General features: G+C 64.3%; 8 protein-coding genes and 1 pseudogene. 4 read left to right on the top strand and 5 right to left on the bottom strand.

Annotated features, from left to right (window positions below; translation table 11 throughout):
- Nucleotides 1-54 precede the first annotated feature (54 nt).
- The 3 genes from MFF58_RS05535 to MFF58_RS05525 all read right to left on the bottom strand — a co-directional run bounded on the left by MFF58_RS05535 (nt 55) and on the right by MFF58_RS05525 (nt 6822).
- Nucleotides 55-2502, bottom strand: a complete 2448-nt coding sequence (locus MFF58_RS05535) for a hybrid sensor histidine kinase/response regulator (protein ID WP_238285881.1) — start codon at nt 2500-2502, stop codon at nt 55-57.
- 199 nt (nt 2503-2701) lie between these two features.
- The gene (locus MFF58_RS05530) at nt 2702-6001 is read right to left on the bottom strand and encodes a GAF domain-containing protein (protein ID WP_238285880.1); all 3300 of its coding nucleotides are present in this window, start codon (nt 5999-6001) and stop codon (nt 2702-2704) included.
- Nucleotides 5998-6822: a Crp/Fnr family transcriptional regulator gene (locus tag MFF58_RS05525; RefSeq protein ID WP_238285879.1), complete on the bottom strand. Its 825-nt coding sequence runs from the start codon at nt 6820-6822 to the stop codon at nt 5998-6000. Before MFF58_RS05525 ends, MFF58_RS05530 begins: the two co-directional genes overlap by 4 nt.
- A 750-nt stretch (nt 6823-7572) precedes the next feature.
- Here MFF58_RS05525 and MFF58_RS05520 point away from each other — a divergent pair.
- The 3 genes from MFF58_RS05520 (at nt 7573) to MFF58_RS05510 (ending at nt 11620) form a co-directional block, all read left to right on the top strand.
- A complete protein-coding gene (locus MFF58_RS05520; protein ID WP_238285878.1) occupies nt 7573-7908 on the top strand; it encodes a helix-turn-helix transcriptional regulator in 336 nt (111 codons plus the stop codon).
- A 3-nt stretch (nt 7909-7911) separates the two neighbouring features.
- On the top strand, nt 7912-8307 hold the full coding sequence (locus MFF58_RS05515) for a hypothetical protein (RefSeq protein WP_238285877.1): 396 nt from the start codon (nt 7912-7914) through the stop codon (nt 8305-8307).
- A gap of 205 nt (nt 8308-8512) precedes the next feature.
- Nucleotides 8513-11620 (top strand): DNA-primase RepB domain-containing protein, encoded by a 3108-nt coding sequence (locus MFF58_RS05510; protein WP_238285876.1) that lies wholly within the window; start codon nt 8513-8515, stop codon nt 11618-11620.
- Between the two features lie 430 nt (nt 11621-12050).
- On the opposite strand, the pseudogene MFF58_RS05505 reads toward MFF58_RS05510, so the two are convergent.
- Both MFF58_RS05505 and MFF58_RS05500 read right to left on the bottom strand, forming a co-directional pair.
- A pseudogene (locus tag MFF58_RS05505) lies at nt 12051-12278 on the bottom strand (hypothetical protein); the annotation flags it as partial.
- 301 nt (nt 12279-12579) lie between these two features.
- A complete protein-coding gene (locus MFF58_RS05500; RefSeq protein ID WP_238285875.1) occupies nt 12580-13386 on the bottom strand; it encodes a GIY-YIG nuclease family protein in 807 nt (268 codons plus the stop codon).
- Between the two features lie 960 nt (nt 13387-14346).
- On the opposite strand from MFF58_RS05500, the gene MFF58_RS05495 reads away from it, so the two are divergent.
- Nucleotides 14347-17829 (top strand): STY4851/ECs_5259 family protein, encoded by a 3483-nt coding sequence (locus MFF58_RS05495; protein WP_238285874.1) that lies wholly within the window; start codon nt 14347-14349, stop codon nt 17827-17829.
- The last annotated feature ends 6 nt before the right edge of the window (nt 17830-17835 follow it).

The raw sequence follows: 17835 nt of genomic DNA, 5'->3' as shown, positions 1-17835 counted from the left end.
TGCGGGGTTGCGAACGCTGCTCGCCAGGGATCCTTGCTCGTAGTCGAGGCGATATCATCGGCTGGCGATCAGGTCCTTGATGCGGGAGGCCAGCACCTCCATCGCGAAAGGCTTGGTCAGCACCTGCATGCCGGGCTCCAAGTGGCCGTTGCCGACAGCCGCGTTTTCCGCATAGCCAGTGATGAACAGCACTCTCAGGTCGGGCCGGCGCTCCCGCCCCGCGTCGGCCATCTGGCGCCCGTTCATGCCGCCGGGCAGCCCGACGTCGGTGACCAGCAGGTCGATGCGCACGTCGGACTGCAGCACCTTGAGCCCCGAGACGGCGTCGCCTGCCTCGATAGCCGTGTAGCCGAGGTCCTCGAGGACTTCCGTGACCAGCATCCGTACCGTTGGCTCGTCGTCCACGATCAGGACGGTCTCGCCCTGCTCGGCCCGTGGGGCTCCGGCGAGGTCGGCGAGGACCGCGTTGGCCTCGGCATCCCCATAATGCCTCGGCAGGTAGATGCACAGGGTCGTGCCCTGGCCCACCTCCGAGTAGATCCGCACCTGGCCGCCGGTTTGCCGGGCGAAGCCGTAGACCATGCTTAGGCCCAGCCCGGTGCCCTGCCCGATGGGCTTGGTCGTGAAGAACGGGTCGAAGGCGCGGGCGGCGACGTCCGGTGTCATGCCGGTGCCGGTGTCGGTGACGCACAGCGACAGGTACTGCCCCGGCGGCATGTCGCGCTCCTTGGCAGCGCGGTCGTCGAGCCACTTGTTGGCGGTCTCGATGGTGATGCGGCCGCCCTCCGGCATCGCATCCCGCGCGTTGATGCACAGGTTGAGCAGGGCGTTTTCAAGCTGCGGCGGGTCGACCAGTGCCGGCCATAGCCCGGCCGCCCCGACCACCTCCACGGTGATGGCGGGCCCAACCGTGCGTCGGATCAGCTCCTCCATCCCGCCCACGAGGGCGTTCACGTCCGTCGGCTTCGGGTCGAGCGTCTGGCGCCGCGAGAAGGCGAGCAGGCGATGGGTGAGCGCGGCCGCCCGCTTCGAGGCCCCCTGGGCCGCCGTCATGTAGCGGTCGAGGTCCGTGAGGCGGCCCTGCTGCATGCGGGTCTGCATCAGCTCCAGGGAGCCGGAAATGCCCGCCAGCAGGTTGTTGAAGTCGTGGGCCAGGCCTCCGGTCAGCTGACCGACGGCCTCCATCTTCTGAGACTGGCGCAAGGCCTCGGCCTGCTCGCGCTCAATCGTCGTGTGCCGTCCCGAGGCGTAGACCTTGCCGTCCTCGAAAGTGCCCGTCCAGGCGAACCACCGGTACGAGCCGTCCTTGTGGCGGAATCGGTACTCGTACGGGGTCACCAGCGGTCGTTCGAAGATGGCGGCGAAGGCGGCCTTGGTCGCCTCCAAATCGTCGGGATGGGTGAACGCGATGAAGGACCTGGCGAGGATCTCGTGCGCTTGCCAACCGAGCAACTGGGTCCAGACCGGATTGATGCTCTCGATGGTCCCGTCCGGCAGGGCCACGGCGAGGAGTTCCTGCGACAGACGCCAAGCCCGATCGCGCTCCGCCGTGCGGGCTGCGACCTGCGCCTCAAGGGTCTCGTTCAGCTCCTGCAACTCCGCCTCCGCGCGCTTGCGCGCGGTGACGTCGTTGAAGAGGATCGCGATCTGACGCTCGGCCGGCTGCCCGACGCGGATGGCCCGTACGTCGAACCAACGCTCGAAAGCCTCGGCGTAGTTCTCGAAGTTCGCCGGTTCCCCGGTCCGCGCGACGTGGCCGTAGGTCTCGAACCAGAAGCGCTCCAGGTCGGGGGCGAACTCGGTCACCCATTTGCCGCGCAGGTTGACCCCCGCCTGCCGCTCGAAGGCGGGATTGGCATCGACGAAGCGGTAGTCCACGGGACGGTCATCGGCATCGAACCGCACCTCGACGATGGCGAAGGCCATGTCGATGGCGTCCAGGATGACCTTGAAGCGCTGCTGGCTGGCCTGCAGGCGCTCCTTGCTCTCGGCGTACTCGGCCGCCAGGGTCGAGTTCTCGCCTTTCAGCTTGGCCAATTGCGCGAAATCGCCGGTGATGTCGTACTGGCTCGCGAAGAAGTAGGCGACCTCGCCCTCAGCATCCTTCACCGGGGCCAGCAGCAACTGGTTCCAGAACAGCGTGCCGTCCTTGCGGTAGTTGTAGATCGCGACCTCGACCTCACGTCGTTCGGCAACCGCATTGTGGATGCGGGCCACGTCGTCCAGGTCGGTCTCGGGCCCTTGCAGGAAACGGCAGTTGCGGCCGACGGTCTCCTCACGGTCGTAGCCGGTCAGGCGGCAGAACGCGTCGTTGACGAAGATGATCGGATTGTCGGGCTGGCGCGGGTCCGTGATGATCATCGGCATGCGCGTGGCATGCACCGCCGCCGCGAACGGGTCGTTGAGTTCCACCCCGCCGGCGATCTCGGAGAGGATGCGGTAGGTGTCGCGACGAACTGCTTCGGCGGCCGTCGGCGATAAGGTTGGGCGTTCGTCGTGCATCACGGGTTCGCCTGTACCAGACACGGTCATCGGCCCGACACCTGCGCCTGAGCCGCACCCCGGAGGCAACTCGGGCCTTCGGGCAACGACGGCCCGCTTACGCGATCTTCGCTCCCGCACCAGCTGACGCTTCCAAGGTGCGTGGCCATGCGAGCCTCAGGCCGTCGCGGCACGTGACCTCCCGGTGTTACGCACGCCATCAGCCTTCCGCCAGGAACCCGGCCAACGGCGCGGTCAGGGTGCAGCACACGCCCTGAGGCTCGTAGCGGAGCTCGACATGTCCCCCGACCGCCCCGGCGAGCCCGCGCTCGATCAGGCGGGAACCGAACCCGCGACGGCTCGGGGCGGCGACCGGCGGGCCGCCTTCCTCCCGCCAGGTCATGTGGACCGCCTCGTCGCCGTCCGGGCCCTCGACGCCCCAGGACAGGGTCACGTGGCCGGCCGGCGTGCTGAGCGCACCGTACTTGGCCGCGTTCGTCGCCAACTCGTGCACCATCAGCGCCAAGGAAAGGGCAGCTCGGGACCCGCAGGAGACCAGAGGGCCCTGAAGGCTGAAGCGCCTCTGCCCCGGGTCGTCGTGCAGGTCGAGCGCGTTCTCGACCACGGCGCGCACATCGGTTTCCCGGCTCTCGCCCTCGCCGGTCATGACGATGTCGTGCGCCTTGCCCAGCGCGATGAGGCGTGCGGCCAGGACCTCCTTGGCGACCTCGATGTCAGCCGCGCCGCGGAGGGTCTGGGTGGCGATGGCCTGCACCATCGCCAGCGTGTTCTTCATGCGATGCGACAGCTCGCGGTTGAGGAACTGCTGCTGCTCCTCGGCCCGGATGCGTGCCACCGCCGACTCGACGCGGTCCGCCACCGCGCGCACGAAGGCGATTTCCTCGGCGCTCCAATCCCGCGGAACACGGTCGTGGACGAAGAACAGGGCCACGGTGCGCCCACGCTCGCGCACCGGCATGTTGATCAGGCTGGCGACGTCGACAGCACGCAAGGTGGGGAGGTTCACGGCGGTGCGTGGGTCCTCGGCCACGTCCCGCACGACGACGGGCTCGCCGTGCAACAGGTCCCGCCGAAGGTCGCCGTAATCCTCGAACCGGTGCCGGCCGGCGATGCTGCTCAGGCCCGGTGCGGTCCAGTCCGGCTCCAGCGCGACATGCTCGGCGGTGGCTTCGAGCCGGCCGAACCCCGCCCGGCCGGCATCCAACGTGCGCCCCACGATCTCGGCCGCGGCACGGGTCATTTGGGGGATTGCCGTCAGGTCGCGGAGTTGATCCCCGAGTTCCAGCAGGGCGGACCTGCGCCGCTCCTCGGCCTCTCGGGCACGCTCGACCAGGATGCGGTCGGTCACCTCCAGGAACAGCACCACGAAGGTCTCGTCGGTCAGCTTGTGCGCGCGCCCCTCGTACCAGCGCTCCAGGGTCCCGACCTGCCGGATGAAGGTGGCCGAGCGGCCGCTCTCGACTACGTCGGCGAACTCATGGACCCATTCGTCCTCGATGCCCGGGAAGACCTCGCGGATCGTGCGGCCCGCCGCCTGCTCGCTCGACACGCCGACGAGCTCGCCCCAGGCGCGGTTGACCTCCTCGTAGCGCCAGTCGGTCACCCGACCCGAGGCGTCGCGGATCACGCGACCGAGGATGAAGCCCTCGCGCAATTGCTCGAACAGGCCGCGCCAGTGCCGCTCGCTCCGCGCCAACGCCTCTCGCGCCGCCACCTGCTCGGTGATGTCGCGCGACACCCCCGCGAAGCGCACCGGCCGACCGTGCTCGTCGTGTTCGAGGTCGCCCCGCCGGGCGATCCAACGGATCTCGCCGGTGTCCGGGCGCCGGATGCGGTACTCGACGTCGCGCGGGGCCTTTCCGCTGGCGCGCGAGGCCGCCGTCGAGACGAGGTGCGCGTCCTCGGGGATGATCAGGCGCTCGAAGGCCGTAGACGGATAGGTGTCCCGCGCGGGCAAGCCGTAGAGGCGGCAGAACTCCGGGGTCGGATGCAGGATGCCCTCGGCATCGACCACGAACATGCCGACGCCGCCTGCCTCCTGCGCCCGGCGCAGCCGGTCCTCGGCCTCGCGCAGGCGCTCGAAGCCGAGACGTTGTTCCGTGCGGTCGCGCAGGATCTTCACGAAGCCGACGCCTTCGCCGCCCTCATCGCGCAATACCATCATCTCGCCGTTGGCCCAGAAGCGCTCACCGTTCGAACGCAGGTGCCAGCGGTCGTCGATGCCGTGCCCGGTCAACAGGGCGGCGGCCATCTCCTGGGCCGGAATGCCGGCCGCACGATCCTCGGGTGTGTAGAAGGCATCGGCGGGCTTGCCGCACATCGAATCGGCTTCCCAGCCGAGGATTTTTGCGGCCCCGGCGTTCCAGTCGGTGACGATGCCGCTGCGGTCCATCGCGATGATGGCGTAGTCGATGGCGCTATCGAACACCGCCTTGTAGCGGTCCTGGCTGGCCCGGGCGCTGCGCCGAGCCTCGGCCTCCTCGGCCTGGGACAGGCCGGCCACGACCGTTCCGGCGAAAAGGCCGACGACCTCGCCGTCGCGCGTCGTGAAGGCTCCGGGCCGGCTCGATTGCACCTTGAGGACGCCGATGCCCTTGCCCTGGCGGAACAGGGGGACGACCGCGCACGAGCGTAGCGACAGGCGCTCGACGAGGTCGCGCCTGACATGGCGGTCCTTGCGGACGTCAGCCACCACCCGCGCCTCGCCGGACAGGAGGCATGCCCCGGCCAGGCTACCGCGCAGCGGAAGTCGCAGCCCGAGGTGCCGTCCGAGGTTGCCCGCCACGTTCCGGTAGACGAGCTCGTCGCCGTCGAGCATCTCGACCACGGCGCCCTCGGCCTGAGGCAGCGCACGCAGCGACCCGTCGACCACCGCCTGGAGCGCGACGTCGAGTTGCCCTCCGGCCTGCGCCACGGCGACCTGGACCGCGAGCAGGGCTTCGTGCTGGACCACGGTCGCGCGCTGGGCCGCGAGCATGCCGTCACGCTCGGTCACCGACCGCCGGAGCTCCAGTTGTGCCATGACCTGTCCGGCGAGCGCCCGCAGCGAGTCGGCCTGGTCGGGCGTCAGCCCCTCGGGCCGGGGGACCCCATCGATCACGCACAGCGAGCCGATGGGCTCGCCGTTCGCCGCCACCAGCGGCGCGCCGGCGTAGAAGCGGATGAACGGCTCGCCCGTCACGAGCGGGTTCTCGCGGGTGCGGGGGTCGAGTGTCAGGTCCGGGATGACGAGGATGTTGGGCGCGCCGAGCACGTGGGCGCAGACCGACTGGTCGAGCGAGGTCTCGCACGGCTCGAACCCGACGCGCGCCTTGAACCATTGCCGGTCCTCGGCCACGAGGCTCACGAGCGCCACCGGCGTGCCGCACGTCTTGCGGGCGAGGTGGACAATGTCGTCGAAGCCCTGCTCGGGGGGCGTGTCGAGGATGCCGTAGGCGTCGAGCGCCGAGAGCCGGGACGGGCGGGCAACCTCGATCCGGGCCGATGACCGCGCGGTCATCGGCCCGCCTCCCGAACCGCCGACTTAGCCGGATCCGGCGGACGCTCCGGCCCCATGCCGGGCGGTGTGGCCTCGACCGCGAGGATCTCGCCCTCCGGCGCGTAGATGGCCCCGAGCACGATCTCGAAGTGCCGGCGCACCCGGGCATGGCAACCGCAGCAAGCCGCCTCCGTGCGCGCCCTATCGAGCATGTGGATGCGCCCGCGCCCGACATGGATCAGCCCCTGGCGCTGCAGGTTGGCCAGCACCCCGGTGACGTAAGTGCGCCCGATCCCGAGCATGTTGCCCAGCACCGCCTGGGTAACCGGCAAGTCGTCCGTCCCGAGCCGGTCCTGCAGGCCGAGGAGCCAGCGCAGCACCCGCCGCTCGATGGGGTGTGCGGCGTTGCACGCCACCGATTGCAGGACCTGCGCGAGCAGGCAGTCGGCATAGCGCACGAACAGGTCGTTCAGGGTCGGCGAGGCGCGCTTGGCCTCCTTGAGGCGGTCCGCCTCCATGCACAGGATCGAGCCCTCGACCAGCACCACGCATCGGGTGAACGCGGGCAGGTAACCTTGGCTGACGACGCCGCCGACGGCTCCCTCGTGGCCGACCGTGGCCGTCTCGACGTTGCTGTCGCCGTCGATGGGGACGACCAGGGTCACGACGGTCCGGCCGAGCGGGAAAGTGACCTGGGAAACGTCCTCGTTCGCGTGGAAAAGCGTGTCGCCCCGGGCGTGGTCCGAGCGGGCGAGATGCGGCGCGATCAGGTCGATGTCCCGCGGCGCGAGCGCGGCAAGGAGCAGGTTGCCCGCGAACGGGTCACCGGGGTCGCACGACATGAAGATGGAAGTCCCGGCGGCAGGCTTTTTCGAGGCCTCACCTATGCCATGGCCGAACTAGGCCCACAATCCGACATTGGCGCAATTTTGACTTCATTCGGCCGGCATCCCAGAACGCGCTGCCTCCGCTCGGTCGCGAGGTTTCCGGCATGGCAATTGGCCGAAGGTGTCGAGCGCCGACAAGGCTAGGGCGCTTCTTGAAAGTCGGGGCGGTGATTTCGGGGTGCTGTTCACCGATATCGAGATGCCACCCGTGAGGGGCTGGAGCCACGAAAATAGGCTTTGAGGAGGGATCGAGGCGCCAAACGACTGCAGACCGACTAGCTGTGGCGATGCTGAGCTTTATAAGTTTCCCAAATGGCCCATCGTCACAGATCACCATCAGCTCACAGAGAGCACCCATAAAAGTAAGGTGATTGAGTGCTTTTGTGCGGCCTCCTCCTAAGCGTCTGGTTATCGCCATGGAGCATCGATGAGGGGGAAAGCGCGCATTTATGCGACCTAGAGTGCTTTACAAACACAACAACTCGCACTAATTTTAAAACGCTGCCGTGAGTGGGTGTTCACGACATGCACAGAAAGGGTCCCGGTACCTGTTCGGTCTAGCACCGATTCAGGACTGCAAACCGACTCTTCGGGCGCTGACAACGCCGCTAGGCTGTCCCACAGGCCTTGCAAACCGGAGGTTGCTTTGGTGCGAGAGCACTGGGCAGCCTTTCACGGTGCCTAGTGCCTCCGACGGAGGCCATAGTGGCCAAATCTTACAGAAATCACGTCCCTGACGACCCGGCGACAGCTCCATCAAACAAAGAAGCATCACTATCGCGACGGCATCATCTGGATCGTCACGCATCTCGTCTCGCCGAGCTCGGAGACGGCTATCCAGATGACCTGCTTTCAACACGCGCTGTAGCAGACTGGCTAGGGGTATCTATCCCCTTCCTCGAAATTGGCCGTTCTCGTGGATACGGCCCGAAATTCATCCGCGTTGCCCCGGCGCGCATCCGCTATCGTCGTAGCGATGTAATCGTGTGGCTTGAAGAACGCACGTTCGCCTCGACCTCAAAGTACGGGGAGGTCGCCTGAGCCATGACCCAACAAAATAACCCCGGCGCCGATGAAGCGGCGCTCGGGGCTGGTGACGTATCGGCTGCTCAGGTCGATAATCCCGACAATGCTAGCGCACGCCCTAAAGGGAAGCAACCGCGCCGCTTAAGCCGTGATGATCCCAAGCGAACTGCCAGGATCATCCGCGAGATCCGCCCCGATCTCTCATTTGACGGAAAAAAGTTCTGGAGTCACAATATCGATCTCGTTACAAAGAGCGAAATCTACAAGCGAATCTGGCGATTTCTGAAAAATTCGACTGATGAAGACGGAATGCCATTTCGTCCGAAACCGGCTGACTTCCAGGCCGTCTATGATGCTCTTCGCGAAGAACTAAGCAATGGTGCTTGGCAAGCGAGGTGGCCGTATGTGCGCTGAAGGGAAATAACGGCGTAGCGCTGGGCTGACGGGCGGGACGGGGGCTCTCCGGGACATGTGTCCCAGAGTCGCCCTCGCCCCACCTGAGCGTCCAGCGTCAGCTGTTCTGCACTGCATCTTTCCCGCATATTTCCGCTACCCCGCATGTCCGGTCGCCGCTCGACCGGATCGATAATGCGCGGGTGCGGCTGCTCAGGATCCAGCCGTGATTGCGTCCTCATCGAGCCTCGTAGACGACCGGACGGTACGCGCTTTTTTGGAAATCCTTCACGCTCACGCTGCGAGGGCGCTGGATGGCGTCAACAAGCCCGGACTGCTGCAGTTAGTTCCGATCCACCCATCGGGCCCCGCAGCGCCTAGCCTTAGGTTCGATATCGGTGCCGTCGAACGCATGACGGAGGCTGCTGTAAGGGCCGCCAATAACGGCTTTAACGTCTACATCGAGGCGCGCACGATTGCAGAGACCGCGCCCAAAAAAGGCAGAGGCGGCCTGAATGACACACGCGGCTTGTTCGCCTTCGTCGTCGATTCGGATGGCGACAAGGGCAAGGCGGGCAGCTTGTCCATTGAGCCCTCCCTCGTTGTCGAGAGTTCGCCCGGCAACTACCATCTGTGGCTATTCCTCGAGCGTGCTCTGACCGTCGGAGAAGCGAGGCAGCTCGGCGACGCGATACGCGCCGGCACAGGGGCGGACAGCGCAACAGGTGTTGTAACGCAGCCCTACCGCGTTCCTGGAACCCCAAACTACCCCAACAGTAAAAAGATCGCACGGGGGCGCGTCGTGGCTCCGACAAATCTGCTCCAGCACTCGGGGCGTTTGTGGACCCCGGCGGCTTTGAGCGCAGCGTTTCCTGCTGCCCCCGTAGCGGACCGCAACGTCAGCGGGGCTGCACGCAAAGTCACGGGCACGACGGCGAGCGCTGATGTTCATGAACTGCTGAGCGTGCCGGCCACAGCCGCAATGGATCGCTCAGCGCAGTTCCAGAAGGCGGTTAACTCCGCCTACCGCGAAGGTCTTTCGGCCGAGGTGTTTGAGCAGCTCGCTGCCGCAAACCCGCAGGGTTGCGCGGGCAAGTACAAAGGGCGCCTCAGCAAAGAGGTGGAGCGATCATTCAAAAGTGCAGAACGCTGGATTCAAACGCAATCCTTGTTCGAGCTGACCGAACCGACTTACCGGCTCAACACCACGCCGATCACGCAAGCCCGCAACGACCTTAAAGAGATTCTCGAAGACCTGTTTGTTCGTGAGTACTGGGGCCCCCGTTGGAGACTTACAGGAGAGTTTTGGGAGACGGTTGAGAAGGACGCCATCGAAAATCCGACAATATACGATAAGTGCGATCTTGATCCAGATTTTCAGCCTCTGCAAAAAGCAATCAGGGTAAGCCCGGGGGTTGGCAAAACTCGATCTGCGGCTTACGCAATATCGAAAACAGGGTCAAAAAGATTTTTCTACTCAGTACCGACCCTAACACTGGCTGATGAGATATGCTCAATTCACAAGAACTTAGGCATTGACGCTCGGGTCTTCAGGGGGCGGCAAGCCGACAATCCCGAAAGCAGCTCAGATAAAATGTGCCTGGACCTGCAGGCGATCGAGGCGGCTTTGAAACTGGGCGTCGAAGTCAGTAAGAGTTGCTGCTCAGGCACGAGCCCAGACAAGGAAAAGGCGCGGTGTGCCTTCTACGAAACCTGCGGTTACAATCAGCAGTTTGAAGAAAAGCCCCGAGTTTGGATCGCGGCACATAACATCCTCTTCCACGAGCAAGAAAGGTTGGGGAATGTCGATTTTGTCGTGATCGACGAGTCGTTTTGGCAATCAGGCATAGACCAAGACAGACGGATAATATCGATCGACCATATCGAGCAAACCGTAGATCCGCGGAGTGAACTCTTTGAATATAGAACGAAGCTCGCTAAAGCTCTGAGGATATCGTCAAGCTTAGGTGAAAAATCACTAAGACACGAGCATCTCTCTCAGGTTGGGTTAGAGCCCCATCTTTGCGTTCGCGCGTCTAAACTTGAGTGGAAGCTTTTATTAAAAGAGCGGCCGCTTTGGCCTGGCATGCCAAACAAGAAGCGAACTGAGGCGCTGCAGGCTCCGACAAATGCCCGGCATGTGCGGACTTTAATCGTTATGTGGGAAGCCGCTGGGGAGCTGCTGTGCCAGGGGATGCGCAACCCCGATGCAGTTTCCGGACGACTGACGGTTGAGCAAGCAGAGGGTGAGCATGGAACGCTGCATGTCGCCGCCGTGCGGAGCGTGAAGCGGGTCGTGAACCGATGGCGCCGCGCAAAGACACTAATTATGGACGCCACACTGCCAGATTTAGCTTTGCTGAGACCGTTCTATGAACACCTTGAAGTGCTAGCGGATATCGATGTCGCCATGCCGCATGTCTCGATGCGCCAAATTCTTGGCGCACCGGTCAGCAACAATAAGCTCTTCCGACAAGTGTCGACGAACCGAAATTTGATATCGATTAAGCGTGCTCTGTTAGCTCGCTACATCGAACTGGGCCGTCCAAATACACTCGTGGTGTGTCAAAAAAAGTTGGAGGATTGGCTCGTAGGCACGCTGCCTTCCAACATCACTGTTGCGCATTTTAACAATATTTCCGGCCTAGACGCTCATAAAGATGTCCAACTTCTTTTTGTAATCGGACGCACATTGCCGAACATCATCGACGTCGAGGCGATGGCTGGAGCCCTTAGTAGTATAGCGCCTGCGAAGACGAGACAGCCCGAGAAAGGTCCTAGATGGTACGACAAGGTAGTGCGAGGCATTCTTCGAAAAGACGGCCAGGGGGTCCGCGTGAGCGCCGACGCTCATCCCGATCCTGTAGCCGAAGCGTGCCGGTGGCAGATCGCTGAAGGCGAGTCGATACAAGCGATCGGCCGTGGTCGGGGGGTTAACCGAGCCGCTGACACCCCTCTTCATATCGAAATCTGGTCCGATCTGGTGCTGCCGGTTGCGGTGGACGACGTTCGGCCCTGGCGCGACATACCATCTGGCGCTGGAATTGAGATGCTGACGGCTGGAGTTGTGCTCGAGAAGCCGGCCGATATGTCCGCGTGCTGGCCCGAGGTTTGGGCGACGGCGGCTGCGGCTAGCGAGTGCGCTCGCCGTGAGCGCATATCGATACCCCGGGAGTGCTCGGCTCGTGCAATCTACCAACGGTCTGGCGTTGGACAGAAGACGTGGAAGGTGAGTTACGACCCGGAGGTTGTCGGCGACATCCGCACATGGCTTGAGGAACGCCTTGGACCGCTCACACGGTTCGAGGCGGTCGCTCCGCAGGGGGACTCCTGAACCTCCGGCCTCCCGGCACACGAGAGGCACATGCTTGTTTAACTGGGACGGGGGAGCACTCCAACGGGGCTCTATATAATGGCTCTATATAGAGGTTCGTTGGAGTGCTCGGGAGGATGCCGGACACCAGCATGTGTCCAGTGGTTGAAGCGCCGACGCGCCCCTGGTGTGTAACCCGCGAGAAAGCAGCGTTAGCAGGTAAGGCACACACGACCTGCAATGGGTGTGACAGCCTAAGAATCTGCAGTCTGTACCCATTGCAGCCCGCCTGCATCTCAGGTGAGAAAAGGACCCTCTTACATAGGTCTAAAGGTAAAGGCCGGTGAGATACGCCGTCTATACTGAAGCCCTTTGCATAACGGGCAAAACAGCTTGAATGCCGGGCGAGCGGCGGATGCTGCAGGTATTGGGGAAGCCGTCTGATGCTCACCTAAGCACATCGACGTGGATGCCGGCCGCCCGCCTCGCCCTGATGCAGCGTGCACCACTGGCTGCTGGCGGCCATGACGAAGAAGGCCAGCGCTGAGGAGACGGCAGCTCCGTGATCGCGGGCGAGCCTGCGGCAGCGGGCGATCCAGCCGAAGGTCCGTCTGATCACCCAGCGCCGGGGCTGGCCGGCAAACCCCTTCTGGCCCTGATCCGGCTCGCCAATCTCCACGAATCAGCGCGAGCGATCTCTGGCAAGCACCTCAACATCTTCATTTTGCACAACCGGATCGACGGCGCCGACGCGCCGGACGACGGTTCTGCTGCGCCCGCGATCCAGATGCATTCGCGCGAGTTCCGCTGATCAATCAGGAACGAAAGAGAGTGCTGTCGCTGGTCTCACAATAATTGAGACGCTGACGACGCAGGTCCAGTGAGACGACGAACGTTGGAAGATTTTTCCCGTCTGGATCTCAAGTGTCCGGCTGAAAATATAATCTTACGCATGCGCGCCAGCGTCTTTGCCAATAACATCAATTTTCATTTAGGCCGTGCGGCACCCGAGTCATCAGGACGTCTTTCCAATATCCCTCTCGATCTATCACGAATTGGTCCAAGGCGCGCGGCAAATGATACTCGAGCAGATTAAAACGAAAATTTTCACGACAATAAGTTAGATCAGCTTCTGGCACGAAGTCCCTCAACCGTGCATTACCGCCGTGCCCTGAGGATACATAGTAAGACCAGCGCGACCATATGCCATTATCACCATAAGCAGAGCCGATGTACTGTTTTTTTGTTGAGCCGTCCGTGATTAAATATATGCCCTTCGCATTTGCTAAAGCCTGCCGCCAATCGAATCTGTTTTTGGTAATAATATTTTCTAGTTCATTGAACGAGAGATTTACGCTGTCAAAGCCAGGAAATGGTCGGCCGCCATAAGGTTCGCGGAGGATTTCTCCGACTTCCAGCCTCTCGTAATGGTTCTCAAAATTCACACGCCGCTTTCGGTCTGTATATGAATAATACAGTTTCAATCGCCCGATAAACTCGCTAAATTCTTGACTCAGTTCTACTTCATACCTATCGTGATGTCTGGCCAAGACGCGAAATACCCCTCCGAAGAGCCAGCAGTTATTTTCAGGGTAGAATTTCATCAACGCAAAAATGTATTCTCTGTTGAAGTCGTTCACTGATGGCCTAAACTCCTGCCAGCCAAATAGGTTGTCATTACTTCTAACCCACTCATCGAGTGGCTCCACTTCGCCATTATGCGAGGCGAAATGAATCTTGTAGTCGGCAATAAATTCACCATCAATGCGAAGTACGTCTGACATCATAATTGGCATTTGATAAACTCGCGATGAACACCGGCTTTGACTAGTTGCTCGATCAATGAGGCCGGCATCTGAACCGGCGCAAGAAGCGTTAGACGCCGTTTTATATCGCCCCTGCGGGGCGTCTGACGAGCATCAAAACGGCAGCGAAGGTGAAGACGGCCAGCGCGAGGAGGGGTGACCTTGTGGACGCGGATTAGCCTGCGTCTGAAATGCGTTCCGCGAAGAGCGGCACCATCGTGTTGACGACGGTCCGAACAAGAAGGCTACGATCCAGGCGCGTGTTGCGCGCCTTGCAGGACGTCTTCGGAATTAGAAGGCGAGCATGACAAGCGGCCCCATGCAGTGGCGTGTCGTCGTGGTTGCGGCTCATGGGCTTGGCTACGCCGTCGAGCACGGGGCCCATAACACCAACGACATCCTCCGAGCTTGTCGCTTCTACGCGCTCATCGCCGGTGAGGCTCCGCCGAACGGGGCACTCAGTCCTCCTCCCCCTCGGCCGAAGGGCATGCACGCGGCAACATATGCTCGGCTCACCGAACGCTTGATGTGCGTCCAAGCCCGTGTCATCGGTCGACTTGGTGCACGGCTCGCGGCGCTGCAACTCGGCAAGCAGCAACCGTAGCAAGAAATCGCGAGAGAGCGGCTCAAACGGCGGGAAGTCTGCTCAACGCAGCCGAGCCTCTTACACGCCTGACCGCCGCTGTCGCCCTTCTGAGTGTGGACACCCGGCTCCGCCCGCCGCCCGCAGCTGAGCGGGCACTGTCCGAAGCGGTCGCTTGTCTTCCGGGGGACGCGCAGGCCCCGGTGTTTGCCCGGGAGGCTCACAAAGAATCAAGCCGAGGCCGCCTCAGGCTTGGGGCAGTGCGCTCTAAATAAGATCTTCAACCTCAAGCTTGACAATAAAGACCTCAAATCGGCAGTGTCGATGCAACCTGCGCGCGAAAACCGAGGGTGGCACAAATGTCGGAGGGTACGCTGCGGGAGATCGCGGCTCAGATCGCGGCCTGCGCTGGCGATGCTGTTGCCCTGGCTGCCATAGACACCCTGCTTAAACAACGCCCGGAGCCAGAGGCGCGCCGCCTGCGGATCAAAATCGCCAATTTGCGCCTCATGCTTCGCAGACCCCGCGTGCAGAGCGGCGGTTGTCTGCCGCAGAAGCCTAGGCCGCCGAGTGTTATGCGACAGCGTGGATGCCTTCCCGAGCCCTGGACCATCGTTCTTAAGCGGGTCGGACTTGGCTCGCCGGACGGACGTCCGCTTCACCGATACAGCCTCGATGACCACGAGCTTGCAGCTGTCCGCGAAGAAATCCGGCGGCGCGCCCGCTCGAATTTGGCAAACGCGGACCGGGAGACGAGCGCGCTGTTCGTGCTGTGGGCCGCCCATTGGTTTCACCGGGATTACCGGGGCGGGATCCGACGATGGGATGACCTCGGCGTTGCTCTCGGAGTGCAACTGGACGGTACCGCGGCGCGCCACCTGACGCGCCAGGGCCTCTCGGCCTGGCGCCGCCCACCACAGACGAGCGAGGCCGCGCTCCATCAGTGGCTTATGACATTGGCCGTCGAGGGAGGCTTCCCGTCCGGCGTGCTTGCGCAGGCGGAGGCTTGGGCGGCGCGATATCTTGCCCGCGTCGTCGGCACGTTGTTAGGTGTAGATCCGCTCGACGAGGACACCGCGCTCGCCGCCGCGCGGGCGCAGGAGGATCATGCGCCGCGGGCCTACCGTCAGGACGTGTTCTTCGCCCTTGCCGCCGACCTTGGGACGGCCATCGTACGGCTGCGCCGTGAGGTGGAGGCCGACACTAGGGCGCGTGGCGTGCCAGCGAGCGCCTGGCTCGACGCGACGCGGCCCGGCTGGCGCGACGCCTTGCCCATACGGGCCGGCGGCGAAACGGCTGCCCAACTCGTCGATGGGCTGCTGCAGGCCGAGGCGCTTCAAGTTACGGGCGACGGGCGGGTCGGCTGCGAGCGGGTCTTAGTGCGACGGGACGGCCTCTGGGGGCCCGCCCTCCAGCTGGCCCTGGACGGCGTGGCACACGGCGGCGTGTGCCGGATTCTGACGGGACGGCAGGAGCGGTTGCGTGCCCATCCAACCGGTCCCTTCGCACGCTATACGGCAGGCGAACTCGCCGTTTTCGAGCCGCCGACCGATCCCGAAGATGGCTGGCGCGTGCTCCCCTCGCGACGCGAGACGCTGCTGGGCGGCGTGCCTTTCACGGTGCCCGTCCAGGTCGAGCTTCGTGTCGATGGACGGCCAGTCGCAACGACGGCATGGCCCGGCGGCGAGGCCGTGCGCGGCCGCCTCGCGATCTTCGCTCCCGATGAGAGTAATGACGGCGTCCTCACCCTCATCGGCGAGGGGTCGGGCCAGTACAGGCCGGAGCCCCTCGTCGTTGCGGTGCCGCCGACCTGGGTGATCACCCCCTATGGCGAGGCTTCGAGCCGCGATGTCCTTTCCGAGCGAGCTGAGGACGGACGGGAGCTGTGGCGGGTGACCGGTACCGTCATCCTCCGATCGCCCGACGGCGACCGCTACCGCGTAGCGGCGGGTCAGGGCGGGGCCCGGCGCGACCGGCTGAATCTCGACGGACCCGAGCCGAAGGGGCTGACCAGCGCCGACCCGGACGTCGAACTATTCGCAGGACGGCTGTTGGTCCGGGTCCGCGAGGGACAGGGTGTGAGGACTGCGCGGCCGGATGAGATCCGCTGGCGGCCCGAGGAAGAGCGAGGTTGGCGTCCGGAGCCGTTCGGCACGGGTCGGATCGTAATTGCGTGGCGTGATCCCGAGACCGGCTTCATCCGCGACCACCGCCACGTCGCGCTCCTACCGGCGGGGGCGTGTCTGGCCTGTCGGCGCGACGGCGTCGGCGCGGTCTACACGCCGGAGGGCTTTACCGCCGCAGCACTCACCTCGCCGGATGCGGCGCTGGTCTTGGAGCTGCGCGGCGGCGGCGTCGGCGCCCGCTTCATAGGCCGCCCCTGCCGATCAGTGACCTTTGACCTGTCCTTCGCGGGCGGCAAGCCGCTGCGCATCAATGCGCCGTTCCCTCTCGAAGCGGGGATCGCCCGCTGGTCTGGTGCCTGCGTCCGGGGCGGCCCAACCCCTAGAATCGCAGCCCCCCTGCCTCTTTCTGACCTCGCCGACTGCGTGGCATTCGGGCGCGGGGTGAGCACCCTCCACGCGGTCCTGCTCGATCGAAACCGCCGCCCCCTGCGCGGGGGGGACGCTCGCTGGACCTTCGACGGAGAACTGCCGCTGCGCGGCGTCGCCGACGATCTGGCCGCCCTCCTTCGCCCCTTCGCTGATATCGACATCGTCGCAAGCCTCTCCTTCGACGACGGTGCCGAGCACTGGCAGGTCAGCCAGTTCGAGACGTCCCTGGTTCTACACGAGGGCTCTCTCGCGCAGGCGGCCGGATGGGTAGGAGACGCCGGCCTGCCCCTCGTGGGGCGCGCCCTCGACAATCTTCCGGTCGAAGTCTTCCTCGGCATGAGCACGGCCGAAGATCGAATTAACCAGCGGGCGCCCGCCTCGCCCGAGGGGCTAGCCGGCACGTGGCTGATCTATCTGCGCCGCGGGGACGCGGTAATCGGCCGGCCATCCATCGCGCGCCTCGGGCCGCCTCGCCCGACGGAGGCGCAGGGCCTGCCGGCGGCCGTGATGATCGCACACAATGAGGATCGGGAAGCGCTGCTGCAGCACCGCCTCACCGAGGTCGCCAACGGCGCACCAGGGACGCAGGCGGACGTCGTCTGGCTCGCGACGCTCGCCGCCGGCCTGAACGGGCTGCCGCCCGCGAGCCTCGACGTCCTGAGGCTGCTCGCGCGCTGTCCCGGTGCGCTGGCGCGCCTCGCTCTTCAAGCTGGGGAAGCCGAGCGCTCGGCCGTGCTCGACCTGGCCGATGCCTTGCCGTTCGCATGGCCGACGGTGAGCCATGCGGACTGGGCGAGTGCCGCCTCCGCCGTCGAGGCCGGGATCCTCGCACAACTCGCGGGATTAGCGGTCGACGCCACTTCGTTGGCCCGGGCCGCCGTCCGGCACGCGGCCGAAAGGCTCGCTCACGCCGAACCCCTGCTCTGCTGGCCCCTTTACGCAGCGGGTCTCATCCCACCGCCGACGGCCCGCGGGCCGGGTCTTGTGGAGGCTGCCCGCGACCACATCCGCCGTCACGGCGATCGAGTCGTCGAAAACGGCCCGTCCGGCAGCATGTTTCGCAACGCAGATGCGGGCGAACTGCCGCAAGAATTTCAGCAGCTGTTCCACCCGGCCCACCTCGAGACCCTCGATGCCCCATGCGCGGCCGCTTGTGCCGCCGCGGGGCGGTGGCGGCTGAGCGAAGACGCGGTGCGGCGCATCAAGACGGCCGCCCGCGCCGACAACCTGTACTTCGCTGCCGCCTTCGACGCCCAGTTCATGCGTCTGGCCCGATTGCTCCAATAGTGAGGT

Origin of the sequence: Methylobacterium longum, from assembly GCF_022179385.1 — a bacterium.
Taxonomy (GTDB): Bacteria; Pseudomonadota; Alphaproteobacteria; order Rhizobiales; family Beijerinckiaceae; genus Methylobacterium; species Methylobacterium longum.
This window is presented reverse-complemented; position numbering and strand designations above follow the sequence as displayed.

Coding starts and splice junctions, on each gene's coding strand:
- MFF58_RS05535 (WP_238285881.1), bottom strand. CDS start 2,502: ATGCACGACGAACGCCCAACCTTATCGCCGACGGCCGCCGAAGCAGTT.
- MFF58_RS05530 (WP_238285880.1), bottom strand. CDS start 6,001: ATGACCGCGCGGTCATCGGCCCGGATCGAGGTTGCCCGCCCGTCCCGG.
- MFF58_RS05525 (WP_238285879.1), bottom strand. CDS start 6,822: ATGTCGTGCGACCCCGGTGACCCGTTCGCGGGCAACCTGCTCCTTGCC.
- MFF58_RS05515 (WP_238285877.1), top strand. CDS start 7,912: ATGACCCAACAAAATAACCCCGGCGCCGATGAAGCGGCGCTCGGGGCT.
- MFF58_RS05500 (WP_238285875.1), bottom strand. CDS start 13,386: ATGATGTCAGACGTACTTCGCATTGATGGTGAATTTATTGCCGACTAC.
- MFF58_RS05495 (WP_238285874.1), top strand. CDS start 14,347: ATGTCGGAGGGTACGCTGCGGGAGATCGCGGCTCAGATCGCGGCCTGC.